General features: G+C 43.4%; 13 protein-coding genes. 6 read left to right on the top strand and 7 right to left on the bottom strand.

What is annotated here, in order from left to right:
• Positions 1-13: 13 nt before the first annotated feature.
• A complete protein-coding gene (locus IEY67_RS09475) occupies positions 14-3,286 on the bottom strand; it encodes a SusC/RagA family TonB-linked outer membrane protein (RefSeq protein WP_183668187.1) in 3,273 nt (1,090 codons plus the stop codon).
• Between the two features lie 482 nt (positions 3,287-3,768).
• Between IEY67_RS09475 and IEY67_RS09470 the strand changes: the two genes are divergently transcribed.
• The 4 genes from IEY67_RS09470 (at position 3,769) to IEY67_RS09455 (ending at position 6,751) form a co-directional block, all read left to right on the top strand.
• Positions 3,769-4,470: an SIR2 family NAD-dependent protein deacylase gene (locus IEY67_RS09470; RefSeq protein ID WP_183668185.1), complete on the top strand. Its 702-nt coding sequence runs from the start codon at positions 3,769-3,771 to the stop codon at positions 4,468-4,470.
• A gap of 54 nt (positions 4,471-4,524) precedes the next feature.
• Positions 4,525-4,764, top strand: coding sequence for a hypothetical protein (locus tag IEY67_RS09465; protein ID WP_183668183.1), 240 nt, complete (start codon positions 4,525-4,527; stop codon positions 4,762-4,764).
• Positions 4,758-5,468, top strand: coding sequence for a plasmid recombination protein (locus IEY67_RS09460; RefSeq protein ID WP_183668181.1), 711 nt, complete (start codon positions 4,758-4,760; stop codon positions 5,466-5,468). The genes IEY67_RS09465 and IEY67_RS09460 overlap by 7 nt, the downstream gene beginning before the upstream one ends.
• 137 nt (positions 5,469-5,605) lie before the next feature.
• On the top strand, positions 5,606-6,751 hold the full coding sequence (locus IEY67_RS09455; protein ID WP_183668179.1) for a WG repeat-containing protein: 1,146 nt from the start codon (positions 5,606-5,608) through the stop codon (positions 6,749-6,751).
• Positions 6,752-7,212: 461 nt separating this feature from the next.
• Here the strand turns inward: IEY67_RS09455 and IEY67_RS09450 are convergent, their stop codons facing one another.
• From IEY67_RS09450 to IEY67_RS09425, 6 genes are all read right to left on the bottom strand, one after another.
• Entirely contained in the window at positions 7,213-10,674 is a 3,462-nt protein-coding gene (locus IEY67_RS09450) for an SUMF1/EgtB/PvdO family nonheme iron enzyme (protein WP_183668177.1), read from the bottom strand.
• Between the two features lie 6 nt (positions 10,675-10,680).
• Positions 10,681-13,566, bottom strand: coding sequence for a hypothetical protein (locus IEY67_RS09445; RefSeq protein WP_183668169.1), 2,886 nt, complete (start codon positions 13,564-13,566; stop codon positions 10,681-10,683).
• Positions 13,567-13,744: 178 nt separating this feature from the next.
• The gene (locus IEY67_RS09440) at positions 13,745-14,308 is read right to left on the bottom strand and encodes an RNA polymerase sigma-70 factor (protein ID WP_122373880.1); all 564 of its coding nucleotides are present in this window, start codon (positions 14,306-14,308) and stop codon (positions 13,745-13,747) included.
• 368 nt (positions 14,309-14,676) lie between these two features.
• Positions 14,677-16,299, bottom strand: a complete 1,623-nt coding sequence (locus tag IEY67_RS09435; RefSeq protein WP_122355768.1) for a RagB/SusD family nutrient uptake outer membrane protein — start codon at positions 16,297-16,299, stop codon at positions 14,677-14,679.
• A 13-nt stretch (positions 16,300-16,312) separates the two neighbouring features.
• Positions 16,313-19,708, bottom strand: a complete 3,396-nt coding sequence (locus IEY67_RS09430; RefSeq protein ID WP_122373881.1) for a TonB-dependent receptor — start codon at positions 19,706-19,708, stop codon at positions 16,313-16,315.
• A 117-nt stretch (positions 19,709-19,825) separates the two neighbouring features.
• Complete coding sequence (locus tag IEY67_RS09425) at positions 19,826-20,791, bottom strand: FecR family protein (protein WP_229801015.1); 966 nt, start codon at positions 20,789-20,791, stop codon at positions 19,826-19,828.
• 830 nt (positions 20,792-21,621) lie between these two features.
• Here IEY67_RS09425 and nhaC point away from each other — a divergent pair.
• On the top strand, positions 21,622-23,088 hold the full coding sequence (nhaC, locus tag IEY67_RS09420; RefSeq protein ID WP_183668165.1) for a Na+/H+ antiporter NhaC: 1,467 nt from the start codon (positions 21,622-21,624) through the stop codon (positions 23,086-23,088).
• A complete protein-coding gene (locus tag IEY67_RS09415; protein ID WP_183668163.1) occupies positions 23,057-24,247 on the top strand; it encodes a dicarboxylate/amino acid:cation symporter in 1,191 nt (396 codons plus the stop codon). Before nhaC ends, IEY67_RS09415 begins: the two co-directional genes overlap by 32 nt.
• The last annotated feature ends 3 nt before the right edge of the window (positions 24,248-24,250 follow it).

Genomic DNA, 24,250 nt, shown 5'->3' with positions numbered 1-24,250 from the left:
TTCATCCAATGAATTAAAAGTTTACATTTAAACCGATTGAAATAGTTTTCTGCAAAGGATAGAGTTTACCGTCTCCCCAGTCGCTACCCAGCAATTCAGGATCGAATACACCGCTGATATCAGATAAAGTCAGCAAATTGTCACCGGAAACGTAAATACGAACCGATTCCATCCCTGCTTTTTGTGTCCATATTCTCGGTAGGGTATATCCGATCTGCATATTTTTTAAACGTATATAAGCTGCGTTTTGTAAATACCGGGTTTGAGTACGCTGGTTTTTGTCGGTATTGAAATAGGGTTTCGGATAGTAAGCTCCGGTGTTGGCTCCCAATGGGTCGCCTTCCGGACGCCAATAATCCATATGTTCGCTGAAGGCACAAGATTGCCATTGGCCGCCTTGTGCACCCCAGAAATACGGACCGCCCAACATATAATCTCTTTTCATAATCCCTTGCAGGAAAATAGAGAAGTCGAGTCCGTTCCAGGCACCGTCCAATGTCAGACCGAAGTTATAGCGCGGCGTGTTATTTCCAATGATCTTCATATCACCATGATCGTCGAGCGTATTGGCTCCACTGTCTACACCGTCTTTACCATCCAAATTGGCATACATGATATCGCCCGGTCCCCAGCTTGTTCCCCAGTTAGGCGTACCGCCATTGGCAAGATGTTTGTCCATTTCTTCCTGGCTTTGTGCAATCCCGACCGTCTGGTATCCCCAGATATCCCCCAGAATCTGCCCTTTATAATAAGTACTCAAGGCCATTGTTTCATTCGGATACCGGAGTATCTTACGCAGGTTGTCGGATACCACCAGGCGAACCCCATAATCGAACTTCTGAATACGGTCTCTCCACGACATTTCGAGTTCCCATCCATACGACTTCATATCGCAGTTATTAATTTGCGGAGCATTGGCGCCCAAAACAGAAGGCAAAAGAGGAGCCGGCCCAATCATATCATATGTATAACGGTTGTAATAATCGAACGAACCGGTCAGACGGTTGTTGAACAATCCCCAGTCGAGACCGACATTCCATGATTCGATCGTTTCCCAGGTCATCAGGCTGCTAACGATGCCCGGAAGTCCGGCCACATTCTGCTGAGTGCCGTTTATCAACCAACTGGAAGAAGCCGTACCGGTCGGCATATTCTGATAGAACGGATACCAGGCATCGGTGCTGTCTGTATTATTATTACCGAGCTGTCCCCAGGATGCTCTTACCTTCAATGTTCCGACTACATCGTTCAAGGGTTCGAAAAATGCTTCACGAGCAATATTCCAACCAGCCGAGAAAGAAGGGAAAAGTCCCCAACGCTGATCACCGATAAAACGGGAAGAACCGTCGTAACGCAGGTTGGCTTCCAACATGTAACGATCGGCATAATTGTAGTTGATACGCCCGAAGAAACCGGCAATAGCACGTTCACGTGCCCAGGAACTTGCTTTCTTATTATCCTGCGTCAGACCGAGCGACGGAACATCCGGTGAGATCAGGTCCGTACCGAAACCTGTCAATCCGCTCGGACGGTAAAGTTCGGCATTAAAACCGGCCATTACTTTAAAGTTATGATTGCCCAGTGATTTGGTATAATCCGAATAGATATTGGTTGAGAAGTAGTCTTCATCCTCACGTGAATCCGATACTTCTGAATAACCGGCCGCACCACCGTTCCAGGAAAGAAGATACGGTTCATTTTTAGCATCGTAAGCATAAATAGGCAATACCGCCCAACTCTGTTTACGGTAGTAAGAACGCATGCTGCCTTCAGCAACGATACGCCAGTCCTTAATAGGTTCGAAAATAGCCTGCAACTGCTGGGTGTACCAGTTCTTCTGGCTGGTTTGTTTACCTCCGTCTTCCAGCTGGACTATTTCCATATCCCGCTGATAATGCCCGTTCGGATCGATAACCGGACAAGTCGGCCAGCGGCGGGCAATATTATGAAAGAACAGACCCGTCAGATAGGTCGGGCGATGATAATCTTCGCGCGTCCATTTGCCAGTGTAGTTTACAGTAACCCAGTCGGCCAGTTTTGCCGAGATCTTTGCATTCATTGTATAACGGTTGAACTTGTCGTCGCCATGCCTTAGTAAGCCGGTCTGGTCAAGGAAACTGCCACTGAGCATATAGGTCAGCTTGTCAGTACCACCACTCAGGCTAAGATTATGTTCCGTAGAAGGCACCCAGTCACGATAGAACTCTGAAAACCAATCCGTATTGGCAAAAGCGCCTCCATAGTTATTCCATTTACCATCAGATCCGGCAACAGTACCATAGTATTCCGGTTTGGTAGGGTCGGTGAACTTACCGTCCATATAATCCCTGATATTTTTCATGGCGTCGTCATTAAATATCGGATTTCCTCCCCCATTCGTATTTGCCCTATTCCAATATTGGGCAAATGAATAAGAATCAACCATCTCCGGTACCTGAACGGCATCGGAGAAACGTACATTACCCGAATAATTCACCCGGGTCTTCCCAGATTTACCACTCTTAGTTGTAATAAGGATCACCCCGAACGAGGCACGTGCACCATAGATGGAAGACGAAGCCGCGTCTTTCAATACACTGATATTCTCAATATCATTCGGATTGACGGTATTCATATCCCCTTCGATCCCGTCGACCAGCACCAATGGACTACCACTCGATCCCTGGCCAATCGTTCCTCCACCACGGATATTGATATTCAGCGACCCATCGAGCATACCTCCGCTACTGCCTACCGACATATTCAAACCGGGAATAACACCTTGAAGTGCCTGTGATACATTCTGCACCGGGCGAGATTCAAGAACCTTAGAGTCTACCGTACTTACAGAACCTGTCAGATTCACTTTTTTCTGTGAACCATATCCCACAACTACCACTTCATCCAGCTGTTTCGAGTCTTCTTTCAGTTGAATCCGAAGCGAGGATTGTCCTGTATAAGTAATTTCCTCGGAAAGATAACCTACATACGAAACAACCAATATGCTACCCTTCTTCACTCCCGGCAAAGAAAAATTACCGTCCATATCGGTCACCGTACCATTCGTAGTTCCTTTCACTACTACCGTTGCTCCTACTACAGGCCCCATATCGTCCTCTACAACGCCTTTTACCGTCGAAGATTGCTGAGAAACCTGTACCACTATTTCCGGTTCCGCCACCGGGTTCCCGTTAACACTCGTTACCGGAGAAAAAGCCAGTAAAATGCCGGTGATAATGCCTGCTTGTTTTGGGATTTTCAGGAGCAAGGCATTATTCGCATTCGATAAACATAACAGTTTTTTCATGAATTTAATAATTAATTGTTCATTTATCAACATTTTAGATCTAAAAATATCTTCATAAGAAACTTTGATTTTTATGCATCCTGCCAGTAATAATTTTTTGCTCACTGAATCGACAATGACAAAAAACAACAAAGTTCTGCTGGAACTATATAATTCAATGGATATATACAGGCGATAGAGTAAGAATATTCAGTAACATTACACTTACAAAGCTCTACTTTGGCAACATTTCCCGGTCTTTATTAAATAATTTGCGAAAAGCTAGGTTAAAATTTGTTTGTATTATATTTGTTTATATATTTGCAACATCTTATTCATCCTAGTTCCAGCAGGACTATGTTATTTATACAGAAAATAACAATTCGTTTTATAAGAAAACAAACATCCTCCAAACATAAGAATACAAGCTGTTTTTGTTTATCCTTTGCAAGGATCTCCTTCATGAATTACCTATCTTTGTAAAGTACAAAAACAATAGCCTTATGAAAAAGAAATTAGTCGTACTGACCGGCGCCGGTATGAGTGCTGAAAGTGGTATTTCGACCTTTCGCGACTCCGATGGTCTTTGGGAAAAATACCGGGTGGAAGACGTTGCGACCCCCGAAGGCTTTGCCTCCAACCCCGAACTGGTCCTCAACTTCTATAACCAGCGACGCAGGGAATTGCTTAACACCAAGCCCAACGCGGGACATATCGGACTGGCTGAACTGGAAAAGAATTTCGATGTGCATATCATTACACAAAATATCGATAACCTGCATGAACAGGCAGGAAGTAGCGATGTGATCCATTTACACGGCGAACTGATGAAGGCCTGTTCCGTACGGGACCTGAACACGACGTACGACCTTTCTCCGGAAAATCCGGATATCCATATCGGCGATAAAGATCCTCACGGCATACAGCTCCGCCCTTTCATTGTCTGGTTCGGTGAAGCGGTCCCGATGATCGACCCCGCAATCCGTATGGTCGAGTCGTGCGATATCTTTGTCGTAATAGGAACCTCCCTCAACGTCTACCCGGCTGCCGGATTACTGAATTACGTACGCCGTGGCCAACCCATCTACCTGATAGACCCGAAAGAGGTAAAAACCTACCGCAACGATATCCGCTTTATCCGGAAAGGAGCATCCGAAGGAGTGAAAGAATTAACAGAAATATTGAAAGACAACAATGCCGTTTAAGCAGAAGTTGCTTATCTTTGTATAAGATAATAGATTAAAGAAAGGAGCCTAAATATGACAACAATGGAAATAGAAGCAAGAAAAGCGCTCTTGATTCGAGAAATACTTGCCGACATTAACAGCGAGGAGGCTATCCGTAAATTGCAGGAATTAGTACACAAACTGAAAGGAGAGTCCAGTTATACAATGCCTTCTTCTTTACTGAAAGAATATATGGCACAGGCAGAAAAAGAAGATGAAGCAGGTTTAAGCATCACTTCTGATGAACTGGACAAAGAAATACAGTCATGGTAATAAAATGGACTCCACTTGCCAGAAAAAGCCTGAAAGATACCGTCCGTCTGTGTACCAATAATATTATGACGCGGGATAACCTGAAATTGTATCAGTATACCTATGCCGAGAAAATGGTAAAATACGGACTAGAGCGAAGTATTAAAGGCTCTGGTACCCGACATATATTTACTCCACCGTTTTACCGGGATTTATATGCAAAGAACGAAGACTTGAAAGAAGACATCAAGATACTACAAGAACAAAAAGAAGAAGTTTATGATAGTGTTCGCGATCTGCACGACTGCAAGAACGAAGCGCAAGAGAAATTCCTCGATATGTACAATTACATCCGGCAAAAGGAGAAAGAGATTACCGAAATCAAAGCCCGACTCGAACAACTCCTACAAGAGTATGAATCCTATAAAGCTCTGGAAGAATTGAACATCATTAACAAATATTTCCCGATAATGAAAGAACAGATGCGTATTGTGGGATTATGCGAACAAATCAGACTTACTTTCGATTCTATCCGTTCGCTCTTATTCGGCAAAACTCTTTCAGGTGAATCGGTTAAATTCTACTCTCCCGACACAAGCTGCATTTCCAAGCCAAAAACGTTCAACTCAAAATCGAGAAAAAATCCGATAACCTCGGCAAGCTCCGCCTTTCCCTCAATGGGCAGAATATCCTCGACTGATTCAAACAGAAATACCAAGAAATAAAGTAAACCGTAAAACCGCATATAAAACTCCCTGCAAAGCCTGAAGTAGGTAAAAGCAAAGGTTTTAAAAGATAAACAGGGTTGATTTGCAGATATTTACTAAATTTACAGGCGAAAAGATAATAAGAGTAATCCTATATGAAAGTTATATTTAAAGCCTTCCTTGTAGCACAATTAGCTATTTTACCTTTTGTTGCTTACTCACAAAATAATGTAAAAATTAAGCCCGCTCAACGAAATGTTGTTTCAAAATGGGGATATCAAGATTTATTCGGAGAATGGATTATTCATCCACAATTTAGTAGAGCTTATGATTTTAATGAAGACGGAATAGCAGAAGTTATTATAGACAACCATTATCAACCAACAGTATGGGGTGTTGGAAACAATATCCAAATGGCTTTCATTGATCTCAATGGAGATATCTTGATTAAATACCAATATGGGAACTCTCAAAATCAAAAGAATAAGAAATACGATAAAGCTCTTCAAATAGTTTCAAGACGAAAGATTAAAGGGAAATATAACAATTTTTATGCCCGTTTGTCTGAAGTAGACGCAAATATTATTGTGAAAGAGCAAAAAGAGCAAACACGTCGGGATAGTGTTCTTATGGCTCAAAAACTGCAAAAAATTCGAGTAGATAGCGCTGTGGCCACCCAACGTGCTGCCGATAGCCTTCGGCTAGCAAAAGAACGTAAGGTAGCAAATATGTCTTCTGGGGCTGGATTATCGCTTAAAAAGGTCAAGGTTACTGGTCACGGTCTCTTATTAAGCAAAGATGAAGCTTGGCGAGAGTACACGATTCAGTTGGATGATTTTAATCGGCTTTTTATAACTCATGAGGGAGATACAAGATTGCAGGGTGAGTTGGATGTATTGAAAGTAATATATGAATCTGATTGGGGATTATTGGCAGACGACTTGTTTCACAGTATAGAGATAACAAAAGCAACCACAGAAATCTCGCGAGGCGTACGTACTCAAAAATATGGTATATTCTCGTTCCTCATAACACTAAACCTCGATAACCTCGATATTACATATACCGAAAAAGAAGCCAATTCTACGGTGCTAAACGCAATATCTCAAGTGGAAAGATACATTACATCGTTTATGAAGCATTACCAAAGTTCAGCGCATTTTGTCGAGCCACTGTTTCAAGTGAAAGTTGGCGGCAGAGAAGGTATTTCAGTAGGTATAGTGGACAAAAAGGGCAATGGCGCATCAATGGAAGATGTTAAACGTATTTGTACCGAGACGAGACGAAAACTCTCCGAATAAATAAAAAAGAAGAAGAGCTAAATAAGAAGTGCAAGGAGGAAGGCATTGAAGATAAAAGTCAAATAAACAATAAAGAAATATGGTAGTTACATTTAAAAGCTTCCAGAAGATCGATTCGATAAAATTGTTAGAACTGGAAGTTTCTGATCTTTATTGCATTAGTTTTGTTTATTTTTAGCGTGAGTTATTTGATAGTATTGCATTATAAAACGCTGAAATACGCACGGTTACTAAATCGTTACTTCTGAAATTCAAATATTCTGCAAAAGGTTTATCCATCAGCCGATTAAGTCAAACCGATGAAATTGTAAAATATATTACACGATAGAAAAGAAACATATCCGAATAGCATTAGTCTGGGACACAAGAAGAAATCCTGAATCTCTACGCTATTTACTCTAAATATAAAAGAAGTTGTATTTCATGTGAAATACAACTTCTTTTATATTAGACTAATATTTTCAATCCTCAATAATCAGGCGAAGCCCTACATTATTAACACGCTGCCAGGGCAGATAAACACGGCGCGCAGTGGCTGTGGCATCTTTCGGACGATCTACCCATGAACCGCCACGGGCTACCACCTGACGGGGGTTGGCTGCCGCCTGGGCTTTCTCGCTGTAAGGATAAGGAACATACAACGAACGGGTCCATTCCTGCAGATTTCCATGCATATTGATCAGTCCGAACGGGTTCGGCTTATAACTATATTCGTCGGTCGGGATCATCATTCCATCATTGACCGTTTCAACCTTCGGCATGTAATTATAATATGGGAACCAGGGATTATCCTTCTCCATCGGCTGCGGATCGATACCTGTTACTGCCATCTTTTCCAACTGGACATCGGCCAGGTTTTCATAAGGACCGAAGTTCGCATCCATCGCACCATACCAGAACGGCTGGTCGCTACCACCACGGCAAGCCCACTCCCACTGTACTTCAGTCGGGAGCGTCACCTTCAATCCGGTCTTTTCCGAAAGCATCTCACAATATTTCATCGCCTCTTCGTAGCTGACACGGATAACCGGCTGGTTCGGCTTATTCGCCGGATAACCGGGAGTCGTATGATCTTTCCAATGCTGTGCATAAATACGACTGTCGTGATCAGGAACCAAGGCATTATACTGTGCGTTCGTCAACTCTTTTTCTGTCATCCAGAAACCTTGTTTTACTTCAGCTTTGAATTCAGGAGCCTGGTCCGGATAACCGTTATTCGTACCCATCACGAACTTACCGGCAGGAACACGAACGAAAGCGATCTTGACACCGTCGGCCACTTCGATCTCTTTTCTAAGTCCCTTTTCCTTTGACAACATCGCCTGAATATCTTCCGTCGTTAACGGCCAGCCTTTCATCTTCACCTCTTTATGTTTTACAGGAGCTACCTTTTCCGGCATTTCCGGACGGATTTCGCCTTTATCTTTCAGATAAGAGGCATAATCGGCCAACTCTTTACGCCAGTCCACACCTGCATTATTCGCATATTTATCAGCCAGTTCGATACGGCGTTCATACTGGTCATACCCATTCAGCGGATCGGCGTCGAACTCACCGCGTCCCGAAGCATTCATATCGATCCACATCACCAGATGATCCCACTCACTGTCGGTCAGTTTCACATTATAATGCCCCCGTTCCAACATACGGACGATCTCACTGGTAGATGCATGATATTCATACGGACTCATGACATACATATCCGCTTCCGGTCCCTGACGGTTCACATAAGGATGAAATGCCAGGTAACTCTTCTGGAAATAACGCGTACCGCTCCAGTCGGTAATACCTACGGAAGTCGTATCTTTAAAATTCGGGCGTCCGGCTTTACTTCCGTCATGGCAGGCTACACAAGCCCGGTCGAGTATCGGCTGTACCTCATACTTAAAGGCATAAGAGCGAACCCCGCCGTCGGCAATCGTCAGTTCGTGAGGCTTACGGGTAGAAGCCAGCACCCTCTTCGGCACAGGTATCGTGTTCTGGTCTTCATGGCAACCGACACACGAAACCACTTCGCCCGGCATACCCGTCAGCCAGCTGCGCATCCACTGTACGGCACGCCCCTGTGCATCGAGCGGTTGAAGGGAAACAGGCGTGTTAGCCGGAATCTTGAAAATAGCAGAACCGTCTTCTTCCACCGGAACAGTTCCCAGCAGGCGTTTGATATCCCAGCCAGCCTGAATACCATGATTATAATGGTCGGACAAGGTCCGGCGATAAGCATATTCATAGGCATAGACACGGAACGATTTGATCTCTCCGCGCGGTACGCCTCTCAAACCTTCCCCTTCATAAATATCCTGGATAAACACTGTCGCTTCCTTTTCATTTGGTTTGATACGGTCAGGGATAGCCGGAGGAACCGGCGTACTCTTTACCGGAACGGAATAGATCATACCGGCTTCATCCGCATTGGCTACCAATGTCAGGTTATCGTAAATATCCACCAGATAAACACCCCAACGGCTATACGGAGACAGCTTGGCTGTTACGAGGAATGTCTCGTCGGTCAGCGGATACGGTTTGATGAACTGAGGCCATACACCGTTCACCAACTCATCCTTTATTTCAGGGATGATCGGACGACCGCGGAAAGGCAATTCCTGGATCATACCCTTTTCTTCTTTACGGCTCTTTGCCGGGTCAAAGATCATCAGACGGCCGGAACGTGCCACACCGTGATGCCCGGAGATAACACCGACAAAACGGTTGGTACGTTTCGGTAACGGCTGCACGTCGAAAATACTGTTCGGAAACATGGAACCGCTGCCATACAACGACTTTTGTTCCGTTCCGTCCGGATTCATATGCATGACTATGCGGGAGAAGTAGTGCGTCAGGTCGGTATATTCCCAACGTACATACATTACTTTTCCGTTTGCCATCACTACCGGATGCCAGTTCGCATCCTGGTCGAATGTCAGGCGGCGCAGGTAGCCGTTACTGGGGTCATACAAAACCATATTACCCACCGCATCACTGCCGTTTACACAAGGAACGCCCTGATAACCGATATTGGAAATCGCCAGCATGCGTCCGTCAGGCAGATAAGTTCCGTCAAAGAACTCCAGATCCGGTTCAGGTATATTGGTTACCTGTCTAGCGTCTCCCCCATCGATATTCAGTTCATGTACCTGCCACCTCCGTGCCGTATCCAAAGCGGTAAACATCAATCGCTTCCCGTCCCAGTTCAATACCAGGTCAGTGACAGAGGAACCGTCTACAGCCGGTTTATAAAGTGTCTTTTCACTGAGATCACCACTTTTCAGACCGGATAACTCAACCAGTTGGGCTTTGAAGTTCTTACGGCTCGCGGAGCTCAGGTTCGACCAGTTATTCGGCTGGATACCCAGACTGCCCGCACCTACGAAATTAGCCCTTTCTCCCAGGTCGAACTTAACCGTCAACATTTTGTCGACATTCACATCCGGGCTCATCAGCATCAGTTTACGTTTCAGCGTCAATGCCTTGTTTGCCTTATCGACTGCCTGGGGATCACCGGTATAAATACCGTCAAATCCTCCGGCAAGCAACGATTTCAGTTCACCGAAACGTTTATCTGCCAATGCGGCATCAAAGCCGGAGTTTTTCTTCATGATACCCAACGCTTCCTGAATCGCTTCCGGCTTCATCCATTCCAGTTCTGCCTGTATCTCCAGGACAGAAAGCAAACGGGCAGCCAAACTCTTATACGCTTCCATCTGTTTGGATGGGGTCGACTGGGCAGCAGCTTTATCCAGTTCCGCCTGAAAATAAGAGTCGTTTTTCAGCTCTTTCATCATGGCAACCAGTCCTTTTTGCGTCCTGTCCAGTTGTTCGGAGGTAACCTCCTCTTTCGTCTCACAACTGGGTTGTGCGGATAGTATCCCTCCGCTTAACAGGCAGAAGGCCATACATCCTGTAATCAATAATTTTTTCCACATAGATGATTATTTTTTGGTGACAAATTCGTCCATCGCTTTCCCGTCCATATACTCTTCATCCTGCGAAGTATACAGGCCATCCATCACGTAATTTGCCTGTGGGAATGCAGCCAGTATCTTACGGATGAGCGTTGCTTTACCGGATCTGTATAGGGGGGCATTGGTGTTCCACAGTTGACCATGGATATCTTTTTCCGGAGCGGAAATAAGAATATCTCTGATATCCATTTGTTTCAGGCGATTCAAATCGTCATCCAGGCCGGCTTCATTATTCAACAGCAGCGACAGGGCCGGTGCCAAAGTAAAATTCGGACGGTTCACTTCTCCCACCAGTTTCTGAAGCCCTTCGATCGTATCAGGTGTACGGGAAACAGATTGTCTCAATAATAAACGGATATTTCTCTTCGCCGCATAGTCGGATAATACCTGGAAAGATTCTTTCAGTGAGGCATAGAACTGTTCCATCGTATAATTGTTCTCGATGGTCCGCTGGGTAGATATCAGCAATTCGTCAGCCCCCAGTATTTCCATCTTATCGATAACACCTTTCATAATCTCCATACTTTTCTGATAGAAAGGAGGATCATTATTTACGATCCTCAAATCAGGATAGAGGTTCAAACCGGAAGTCAGATCGACTGTCATTTTCAGTTTTTGCCGTCCCAGCCAACCGGCTTCCTGCCTCAAGGCTTCTTTTTCCTTATTATGCAGATAGCGCCAGTCGATCACGACGCGGTCATAATGCTCGAAGAACGTCGGACGTGAAAGGATCTCTTCCTTCACATCCCGGATATTACGCAGCACAAGTGCCCGTCCGGTCGTATTCGGGACCGGGATACTTTCCGGCATGACTGCCACATCCGCCTCATTATCCAGACGGACACGGAAAATACGGACATTCCCACCGGCTATCGTATGGGAGGTATTTTTACCAACCGATGTATTCAACATTACTTTCGGAGTATAACCCACCGCTTTCATTTCCGAACAGTCGGTCGGCAATTCTTTGATGGAAACGATCTTTCCCGTCTTTGCCCTGATCGAGAAATCTTTCGGCTCCCAATATTCATTGGAGATCAGGACGGTATATTCACCGCTTCCCCTGGAACAAGTCACAAGGCTCAATTCCGGATTGGTCTCAAACAGTTGCATAGAAGCAAAAATATCTTCCATCAATGCTTTTGTATGATTCAGTATGGGATAAGGTTTGTCCAACGGCTTTTCTTCCATCACCTTTACGGGTAATTCACATTGCGGTTGCTCCGTAACTCCATAAGGAGAAGCTAGAACCGTCACTTTCCCTTTCCCGGCATTCAGTTCGACAGCAGCCGGAAGTTCATTACTTTTTTGCAATACGGTAGCAGATGCAGGATAGACCAACTCCGCCAGCGTATAAGGTGCGCGTTCCTTCAACGACTGTCCTTTATAAGTTACCGGGGCAGTACATACCACGGTCTTTTCTCCGGTACGGATACCGGCTATTCCATCCGGCATATTCTTCAAAGAACCGGCCGTAATGACCAGATGCCCGCCTTCATTCACATAAGCATTCAGCTTATCATTAATTTCTTTGCCCGGACGTAGCTCATCCGCAATGACCAATACCGGATACTGTTTCAACACCCAGAGGGGAGCATCACTCATCAGGCAGTCGGCAATATCTCCGTAAGGGTTCGGAGCGATAAACCCTCTTTCATCTTTATAATAAGAGGCATCCTGATAGCCCGGATATAAAATATCGAGCATACCGTCGGTCAGATAATCCGGTAATTCGTACGGTAAATTGCCCCATACCTTATAAGCCTGTCCCGAATATAAATGACGCGGGAATGACCAGCCGGAAAAGAAATCGGTCATCAACGCCACCGGTGTGTACATTATACCCGGATCACCGTGTTTATCTATCCATTTAACAGCACTCTGCTGTATTTTACCGATCGGGCTGAGCTGCTTATCGTCGATCCGCATAGAGCCTTCAAAACCAACAGCCACGCAATCATACATCAGATGGGTATAGATCAGTCGTTTCAGCAATCCGAGCGAAGTACCCTTCAACGGACCTCCGCTACCGTAGTCTTCATCAATATTAGTCGCATTCGAATCGTATGTCTTATATCCCCAACGGTTCCATACGGAAGCATTTCCGAACCAGTTAACACCATATTGCTTACCGGCGCCACGGATAAAAGAATAATAGATCTGTGAATTGGGTAACCCCTGGGCTGTCTCGGCTCCGATCAGCGTATATACTCCTTCCTTCAGGAAATAATGCCCGAAATTCAGAGAAACCAGCGTGGCCATTTTATTCCCCAACTGGTCGCCCATTTCCTGGAAATGACGTTGGAAATTAAAGTATTGTTGTCGACGGTCTGCCCCTAAAGGATACATCCGGGGAGCAAAGCTACCGACATAACGACCGTCCTGTTCACCGTTATCCATACCCAGCCAACGATCCCCTAGTTCCGTTTCAAAAAGATTCAGTACGCCGTCAGGAATAACGAACTGGGTCCAGTATCCGCCCGGGCCGGAGCCGGGAATATATCCCCAAAGGTCAAACAGATAAAGATTCCTTTTCTTTATCTCGGCAACGACCTCTTTCAGGTTATCCTGAAAAACCAGAGGATAGGAAACCCAGAGGATATCTCCGAGCTTATCTTTAACCACCCATTGATCGAGTTTTTGTTTATAATCCCCGGAAAGGTCACGAAGGGCTATAAACTGAATTTTGTTATTAAAAAAAGAGGCATCCGGCGATTTCACATGATGACGCAGGTAATCGGGATGATGAGACGGGATCATTTGATAAGGATACAGCTTGATACTATTCTGTGCAAGCGGTCGGTCAGGATACAGTAATCCCAACAAAACAATAAGTATAAGAATCTTTTTCATAAGTATTTATTATTGTTGTTGCGTTAACAAGCCGACAACTGATAAGCCGATCATTTCTTATCGCAACAAAGATGCGTTTATATTTTGAGATTATGTTACTTTTCGTTCATAAAAAAGTTAATAATCTACGAAATAGAATCTATTTATACCCGAATGATAACAAATTACTTCAATTCGATTAGTCCAGAGAAGCCGGTAAATACTCTTTCAAAACCAGCCGGAGTTGTGCCAATGCCTTTTTCTGATACAATTTAACAGCATTCACGGAAACACCCATTTCTTCCGAAATCTCTGCATAGCTCAGATTTTTATATCGGCTAAGTTCAAAAACCCTTTTATATTGAGGAGGCAATTCTTTCACAGCTTTACCAACCCGTTCTATCAGTTCTTTGGAGAGAACATAATCGAGAGGAGATTCATCCAACGAGAACAATGTATTCCTTTCTGCTATATTGTCATCCAATTCTATATATTCAGGTTGATTTCGTCTGAGATACGACAGGCACGCATTATGAACCGCCCGAACCAAATAAGCCCTGATAGAGGTCGTGATAACCAATGTTTCCCGGTTTTCCCATAGCCAGCGAAATACATCTCCGACAATTTCTTCTACGATATGCTTTTCTGTGATATAAGAACGTGCCTCGTAACAAAGAAAAACATAGTACTTTTTGAATAGACATTCAAAAGTTTTATGGTTTCCTTGTTGTAACTTCACTAATTCATCACGAGTATCCATCATAACACATTAAAGACATTACCACAAACTACCCGTATCAATTTAAATTTCAGCACAATATCTATTACATGAAGTTTTATTAAAAACTATGGATGACTAGAAAAAACGGTCGTTTTTTTTAGTCACTATTTTTCAAGAAAATCATTTGATTTTTCTACCCTCTGGTGAATGGTATCTCACACATTATTAGTATTTTTAGAGGTCTGAATCAATTTTGTGAGGTCAATATAAAAAATGACTAAATAAAACGACCGTTTTTTTTAGTCACTATAATACGCATACTAATCGACTAATTATCAATGGCAATACCGGGGTTATCAGGTTAAATAAATTGTTCATCCGGTATCGTCTGTCAAAGTTAGCGAGTAGGCTTATTTATAATTGGGATCCTGAACCAAAACACCGCCAGCCTTATCTATTTCTGTTTGTGGCAACGGGAAATAATAGAATGCCGGTTTAAATACTTTTATGTAAGTAGGTAAAGCAGGATCTGCAGCTCCATTCACCAGTTCTTCCATTAATTTCCAACGTTTTAACTGAAAATAACGATGACCTTCAAATACAAATTCCACGCGCCATTCATTACGAATACGTTCACGCATCTGTTCTTTGGTCAGTCCCGTAGGTAGTTCCGGTTGTCCCGAACGTACACGGATCTGGTTCACGGCATCATATACTTTCTGAGTCGGTCCGTTTACTTCATTTTCAGCTTCAGCGATCATCATCAGCACTTCTGCATAACGAAGAATGATAACATCCGCATCGGAAATAGTAGAATAACTCGGCATTTCTTTTGTCGGTTGGATCAACTTCATCATACCGAAACCGGTTTGCATCTGATTAGTGACCGTAACAGGGTCTCCTTCTTGTCCATCCATCGAAAAATCAGCCACACCGCTATGACAAACCGTTTCATACAAACGGCGGTCACGATTTTGGAACAGTTTCTCTCTCTCTGCTTTATTGGCATTATCCAAAGCCCCCGTTGCCAGTAATGATTCATTTACCGGAACCGTCAACGGAGATTCACCCCATTTTTGCCCATCTGTACATTCAAAAGCATCTACTAAGTCACGAGTGACACCGCAAGTGGTCCATGCTGCATAATATAAATCCATACTATGTGTGGTATTGGGAGCCAGATAACGAACGGAGAACATGATTTCGGGAGAAGCCAACTGCTCAGCGGAAATGAAATTATCACGCATTCTGTCGGCTAATCCATATCCTTGAATACTTTCCAGTAAAGATACAATGGCCCCCATTTTAGAAGGATCGGCATTACCATTATCATCGTAAGCTTCAGCCAACATCAGACGAGCTTTAAACGCTTTCAAAGCACCCGGAGTAAAATATCCGGACATCTGTGAATCCGAATAAGGTTTATCCGGCAGAGCTGCAATCGCATCATCAAAATCTTTCACAATCTGAGTATAGACATCAGAACGGGAAGCTTTTGCCTGATACATATTATCCATAGTCAATGAAGCTGTTACCAGAGGGACCTCACGATAGCATTGATATAACCAGGAATAAAAATATCCTCTTAAAGCCTTCGCTTGTGCGAGCATAAAAGATTTTTCATCAGCAGACATATCCGTTCCTTCATAAACTTCCAGATTCTCCATCAATAGATGAAGACGAGCTATACCCTGATAACAATGATTATACATATAAGTCACATATCCTGTTGTATTCGGATCCAAATCACCTAATGCTATTGTTTTGGTTTTACCATAGGTATCTTCATCATGCTGGCAAATAGAATTGTCCGTCAAATTATCAAAACAAGCAATAATTTGCGACATTTCTCCCGGCCATTCGTATACCATAGAAAAACTACCAGCTAAAGCAGATTGAAAATCACTTTTTTTCTGCCAAAAAACAGACTGTGATGGCGAAGATGGAGGATCTTTCTGTAAGAAATCACTACAAGAAGTCGTAGAACCCACCAACAAAGCCGAAGCCAATACTATATTTATTATCTTTTTCATTGTATTCTACCTTTTAAAATTCAACATTTAAACCAAAAGAACAAATTCTATTTTGCGGATAAACAGCTGCACGTCCATCATCCTCACGTTCCGGATCCAGACCGTAGAATTTTGTAAATGTCAATAGATTATCTCCTGAGAAATAAACTCTTACCCGTGACATTTTCACTTTATCCGTAACGGCTTTTGGTAAAGTATAGCCGAATGTCAAATTCTTCAAACGGAAATAAGAAGCATTCTGCAACATATAAGTATTCGCTCTGTTATTCTTATTACCTCCCAAATTATCGAAGTAAAGACGCGGATGTTTGGCATTATATGGATTTTCTTCTGTCCACATACCTTCTATATATTCACGCGTCGGAGCAGAGCCCTGACGGAACGGATAGATTCCCCAGTCGTTTGTATACCATTTCTTACCTGAAACACCTTGTCCCTGTAACGATAAATCGAAGCCTTTCCAGCTAGCACCGGCATTTACCGAATATTCAAAACCCGGGAAACGTCCTGAAATAGGAATACGGTCATCATTATCAATTACACCATCATTATTCTGATCCTTAAACTTCAGGTCACCCGGTAATGTATTATCATTAAATTGTTTCGGTGAATTTTTCACTTCATCTTCCGTTGCAAAGACACCGATACATTCCAGCATATAATATTCATTATACGGAAGACCTTCTCTTCTCAATTTATATCCGTCGATTTCCTCTGCACCAAACTGCGTTAATTTGTTTCTCGAGCGATCGAAATAAACACCTGCATTATATTGCAAGCCCTTAAAGACTCCATCCGTGATCATGTTGTTGTAATTGAAAGCGATTTCAAAACCTTTGTTTTCAACTTCTCCATTATTTACAGTCGGAGCAGTCATACCCAACAATGCAGAAACCTGTGAGGTACGCAAAATATCAGAAGTAACTTTCTTATACCAGTCGAATGTAACATTCAACCCATTGAATACCTGCAAATCGAAACCGACGTCGGTAATAGTAGTAGTTTCCCATTTGATGTCGCGGTTTGCATACGCTTTCTGCTGATAACCCACGGTTTCAGTTTTCTTATCAAACGGATAGTTACTTACACTGGCAATCATCGCCTGATATGGATATAAACCAATATTCTGGTTACCTAACTGTCCCCAAGAAGCACGGATTTTAGCATTATTCAGCCAATTCAGATTCAAATCCTTAATAAAATCCTCTTCCGTAATACGCCAACCTGCAGAGAATGAAGGGAAAATACCCCAGCGATTTTCCGAAGAGATACGGGATGTACCGTCATAACGCATATTGGCTTCAAACAGATAACGTTCTTTAAAATTGTAGTTCAAACGGCCGAATACAGACTGGATGGCCCACTCTTCCTGTTTTCCTTCATTAGACCAATTCGCAGTAGAACCGGCATCGATTACCGGCAAGTCAAATGCATATTCTTTTCTGAACGCTCTTACTGTTTCATACTTTTCCGATTCCTGGCTATAACCGGCCATAATACTGAAGTTGTGATTTTTATTCGGAGTAGAATAATCATACTTCAAATAAGTATACAGATTCGTATAGAAACGACGTTGATCTTCAACAGTCAAACCATTAGAACCTCTATCCAGATAACCGGTTTGTTCGCCTGTATGATAATCATAAACCGGGACATCGGATCCTCCCCACTCTTTCCACTTATTCGATTGCAAACGAGCGGCCCCTTTTGTATACCAGGTAAGCCCTTTAGCCAGATTTACCTCCAACCACAATTGAGCATTCACATCAAAATCCTGATAATTTTTAGTAGTGTTGGTACCAATGATGGCCGGCATATTTTTATTGTGAGATTCAAAAGAATAGGCGGAACCGGTCCAGCGGGTAACACCGGAACCATCATCCGGCAACCACGGCATATAAGTAGGCGCCTGCGACATTGTTGAAAGTAAAACATCACTCTGTCCCTGACGAGGTTCTTCCCGATCACCATACATCAAATTGGAATAAGTACCGATCTTGATAAAATCAGTAATCTGAGAAGTCAAGTCGATTGTCGCATTGTATTTCTGATAATCGAAGCCTTTCAACGTACCAGGCTGATTTACAAAGTTCAAAGCAACATTATATGTTGTCTTTCCGGCATTACCGGCAATCGACAGATTATGATTCTGAACCACGGCTGTATTGAACATATAACCCAACCAGTCGAAATTAGGATATTGTTCGCTACCACCACCATTCCGATAAGCATCGATCTGCTCCTGGGTATAGCGTTCTCCAGCTCCGGAATTTGCTTTGGCCAGGTTAAACAATTCCATATATTCTGCAGAGTTCGTTACCATATCGTACATACGAGTCGGGTTGTAGATGCCTACATTTCCATGATAAGCAATGTGTGCCTTACCATCACCAGCCGCCCCTTGCTTCGTCGTCACAAGAATAACCCCATTGGCGGCACGAGCACCATAAATAGCAGCAGACGCAGCATCTTTCAATACAGAAACACTTTCAATCATGCTCGGATCCAGGTTAGAGATACTACCCGGAACTCCATTTACCAAAACCAGCGGATCAGAACCTGCATCAGAGAAAGTTCCCTGACCGCGAACACGAAAAGTAGTAGCCTCAGCACCCGGGGCTCCTAAACCCTGGTTGACACGCAAACCCGGAACCTGTCCCTGCAACATGGTTGCTGCATTAGTAACCGGACGTTTGGTCATCTCTTCGCCGGTAACAGCCGTTACAGCACCGGTCAAATTCAATTTCTTCTGCGTACCGAACCCAACCACAACCACTTCGTCCAACGCCTGTGAATCTTCTTTCAGAATAACAGAAACTACAGATTTATTTCCAACAGGAATACTCTGTTCGATATAACCTATATAAGAGATTTTCAATGTTGCTTTGTCAGGCACATCCAATGTAAAGCTACCATCCACATTAGTTACCGTACCGATTGTCGTTCCTTCTACTACAACATTTGCTCCGATAACGGGTTCATTATTCGCATCCAGAACACGGCCTGTGATCTGCTTTGTCTGTTGCATCACTGCTCCAGGCCCAATTTCTCCGGCACGAGTAATAACAACATGACGATCATTGATTTCATAGTGTACATTCCGTCCGTTAAACAGCACGGCCAATACTTCATTAATAGACTTGTTGTCCAGGGAGACAGATACTTTTTCATCCAGATTGAGATCTTTAACATCCAGACTGAATGAAAATTCACTTTGGCTCTTGATGGATTCAATAGCCTCACGGATCGTGGCATTTTTAAGATTTAAGGAAAGCATATGCTCAGTGGCATACGTACTCGCACTAAGAGTAAGCGTTCCGGCAACAAGAAATACACCAGCCAGATTTGCCAGACGTCCTGCTCTTGTAGCCAATAAGTCCTGAACAGATTTTCTAAATGTTTTTTTCATACTTCACTTGTTTAAGATTTAACTTTTTAATTACTTGAAAAAAGGGTTCCTGATTTTTTACCCCACGGTTACTACTACTTTTTCCTCATTCACATTTACTTTTGGGTTTGACTTATGTTAATTGAAAATTCTAACAAATTCCGGTTTCACCTCATACCTGAATTTATTGCCGGAAGACAATATTTCCAGTACTTTTTCTATCGACACATTCTCCTGAAAATCTGAATAATAGACGATATGTTTTAGTTTATCGCTCTCTATCCGGATCGGTATATTGTATAGGCGTCTCAATTCTTTTGCTATTTCTTCAAGCGGAACCTTATCAAAGGTCATCGCTCCGTTACGCCAATTCTCTATATGGCTGGCATCCACCGAATCGACCTGTATGGTCTGAGTCATTTTCTTGAAGGTGAACCGCTGGTTTGGTTTCAGTACGACCGGGGCGGCATCGGTCAGAAAATCTCCGACCTTCACCGCTCCCTCCTTGAGGGTTACTTTCACCTCTGAGTCTTCTTCATAGGATTTTAGATTGAATTTAGTACCGAGAACCTTCACTGTTAATTTCCCGGTATTCACCACAAAGGGTAATTCTTTATTTTTGCTTACTTCGAAATAGCCTTCCCCCGTCAATCCGACATTTCTCGATTCCCTGGCAAAGTTCGAATCATACGTCACCTTGCTCCCGGCATTCAGCCAGACAACAGAACCGTCCGGAAATGTAATCTTTGATTTTGCTCCGTCCGGAACCTCAACCACATATTCTTTGTATTCTTCAACCATCTCCGATGCCGATCGCTCCGATTGCCACAAAAAGAATAATGAAGAAACTCCACACAATAAAAGAATGATAGCGGTAGCCGATAATTTCAATGCACGGCGATAGAATTCCATCCGGTTTGCCGGTTGGGTTTCTTCCTTAAACTTACCGATGGCACTTGTAACATCGAAACCATCGGCATTCGACATTACTCCGGTCGCTTTCCATATAGCTACCGTATTTTGGAAATATTCCCTGTTCTCCGGTTTTTCTTTGATCCACTGCCGTAAAACAGCATGGCTCTCAGCATCCAGAGATCCATTCAAAAATGATTGTATGTAATTATCTATTTGCACCATTTATTTTAATTTATGAGTAGGAAATATCCCTCATCATAATTAAAGGCGCAGAAAAAGAGAAGGAGGGTATATGGACTTTCATATTTTCATAATAAAATGATTATTTAATTCAGAAGTCCTGACACAGTGTAGCCTTGAGTAAAAAATCAAAAAGATTACTATTCAGGCAACAAGAGGCCATTATGATACAATATACCTTTTACAAGCGACACCACTATTTACAAACGTTCATCATCCGGCCGGAATAAAACTACATTATTTAACAATTTACCCGCTTTAAGGCTTTTCACAGATTTACATTGTATTTTTTGAAGTTCGTTTAAAACGAGTTTTTTCTCATTTTAAACAAGAAGAGGGTTCGTTTTAAATGAAATATATGTTAAATTCAGTTGCCATTCAAACAGGATAGCGGACTTTTGCGTTAAAAACACATGCTATAAAACATTTTTATTTCGCTAAAAGATTCAAAAACAAATCACGAACAGATTAGCATATAAATAGCAAATCCCTTCTATTTCAAACAAACCGTTCGATATTACCGTCTAGCGCACCAGTTTGCTTCATTTTTCACTCCGACAAGTCCAACATGACAACACACAACTATTCCACAGTCGCATAAATCCGCACGGAGATATACCGGAATACATACAACAAAATCTCCAACAAGATAAAATAACATTTTGTCAATTTTATTTATTTGAACTACTTATCATCGGGATATTGAAATCCTGTATGTCGATATATAGATTATTTTTGCGTATTTTTGCAGGCAAATAATTCAAAGCATATATATAATAATGGATCATAATCCCATAAAGATACCCTCACCTTTACTTTCACTGGTTCCCATACTTGTATTGGTAGCCCTTTTGTTTGTCACAATCCGGATATTCGGCAGCGATGCCCTGAGCGGAGGAAGTCAGGTAGTACTGCTTACGGCCACGGCTGTTTGTTGTCTGATCGCTATGGGATACAGCAAAGTGCGCTGGAAAGCGATCGAACTGGCAATGATCAATAATATATCCGGAGTGGCTACGGCTTTGATCATTTTATTGATCATCGGGGCTTTATCCGGTAGCTGGATGATAAGCGGAGTCGTCCCGACACTGATCTATTACGGGATGCAGATCATTCATCCCAGTTTCTTTCTGACATCCACCTGTGTTATCTGTGCCATCGTTTCCGTTATGACCGGAAGCTCCTGGACCACCATAGCAACCATCGGTATCGCCCTCCTGGGCATCGGGCAAGCACAAGGATTTGACGATGGCTGGATTGCCGGGGCTATTGTTTCCGGCGCTTATTTCGGAGATAAAATATCCCCGCTTTCAGATACGACCATCCTTGCCTCATCCGTAACGGACACGCCACTGTTCAAGCACATCAAATACATGATGATCACCACAGTCCCGTCCATAGTGATCACATTAGTGATCTTCACCGTAGCCGGACTGACACACGAAGCAACCGCTTCCGACCAGATTGCCATGTATTCTGCCTCTTTAAAAGAGACATTCGATATTTCTTTATGGCTGTTAATCGTCCCGATCATAACAGGTATCCTTATAGCCAAACGCATACCGTCTATCATCACTCTTTTTATTTCCACAGCTCTGGCCGGTATATTCGCTCTGATCTTCCAGCCCCATCTGCTACAGGAAATATCCGGTTTGCCGATAGAAAATATGCAATCACAGTTCAAGGGACTAATCATGACCTTCTACGGTAGCACACAGATCCAGACGGGGAATCCGGATTTGAACGAATTGGTTTCCACCCGGGGCATGAGCGGTATGATGAACACGATCTGGCTGATCATTTGCGCCATGTGTTTCGGTGGGGCTATGACTGCCAGTGGAATGCTGGGAAGCATCACTTCCGTATTTATCCGTTTTATGAAACGGACGGTAGGACTGGTCGCTTCAACGGTTGCATCCGGTTTATTCCTGAATATCTGTACTGCCGACCAATATATTTCCATCATCCTGACAGGTAATATGTTCAAAGATATTTACCAGAAAAAAGGATATGAAAGCCGTCTGTTGAGTCGTACGACCGAAGATGCCGTAACCGTCACTTCACCTCTTATTCCGTGGAATACTTGTGGTATGACACAGGCAACCATCCTGGGTGTAGCCACTCTTACCTATTTACCTTATTGTTTCTTTAATCTAATCAGCCCGTTGATGAGCATAACGGTTGCCGCCATCGGGTACAAAATAAAAAGGATAAATGAAAAAGCTGAAAGTATCGCTACTGACTAGAGTCATTATTGCCATCGCTGCCGGTGTTTTATTCGGCCAGTTTTTACCGAATGGCATCGCACGTATCTTTGTAACCTTCAACTCGTTGTTCGGGAACTTCCTTTCGTTCTCCATCCCCCTTATCATCCTGGGACTGGTAACACCTGCTATCGGAGACCTGGGTAAAGGGGCCGGAAAACTGCTGGCTATTACGGCCCTGATCGCTTACGGCTCTACTATCTTTTCCGGATTCTTTACTTTTTTCAGCAGCTCTGCCATCTTTCCCCATATCCTGCCTGCCAATGCAGAACTGACGGCAATGGATAATCCGGAAGATTTCATGCTGACACCTTATTTCACTGTGGCGATGCCTCCCCTGATGGATGTAATGACGGCTTTGCTCCTGTCGTTTACGATCGGCCTCGGGCTTTCTTATATCAACGGCAATACCCTACGGGATGCATTCAACGACTTTCAAAAGATCATAACGATACTGATCGAGGCTGTGATCATACCGCTTCTACCTTTGCATATCTTCGGTATTTTCCTGAATATGACGGTTAGCGGACAGGTAATGAGTATCATAGCGATGTTCTTGAAAGTGATCATCGTCATATTCGTTCTCCACGTAGTGCTTTTAATCATCCAGTTTTCTGTTGCGGGAGGTATCAGCGGCAGAAATCCTTTCCGGCTCCTGAAGAATATGTTGCCGGCTTACGCAACCGCTCTGGGTACCCAGTCCTCGGCGGCAACCATACCGGTAACACTGGCACAAACGATAAAAAACGGGGTCCGGGAAACCATTGCAATTTTTGTTGTGCCTCTCTGTGCCACAATCCATCTATCCGGTAGCACGATGAAGATCACGGCTTGCGCTATGGCAATCATGTACATGGCCGGAGAACCGGTCACTTTTGCCGGAATGGCAGGCTTTATCATGATGCTGGGCATAACGATGGTAGCTGCTCCGGGTGTTCCGGGAGGGGCGATCATGGCAGCCCTGGGATTATTACAGAGTATGCTTGGCTTCAACGAGACCTTACAGGCTTTGATGATCGCACTTTATATTGCGATGGATAGCTTCGGTACGGCGTGCAATGTCACTGGTGACGGGGCGATTGCCATTGTGGTAGATAAAATTGCAGGAAAGCAGCAGCCGTCTCCCGAGATCACCGAATAGATT

The organism is Parabacteroides faecis (assembly GCF_014647375.1).
GTDB classification, from domain to species: domain Bacteria; phylum Bacteroidota; class Bacteroidia; order Bacteroidales; family Tannerellaceae; genus Parabacteroides; species Parabacteroides faecis.
The sequence above is the reverse complement of the archived record's forward strand: the minus strand, read 5'-3'. Positions and strand labels throughout refer to the sequence as shown.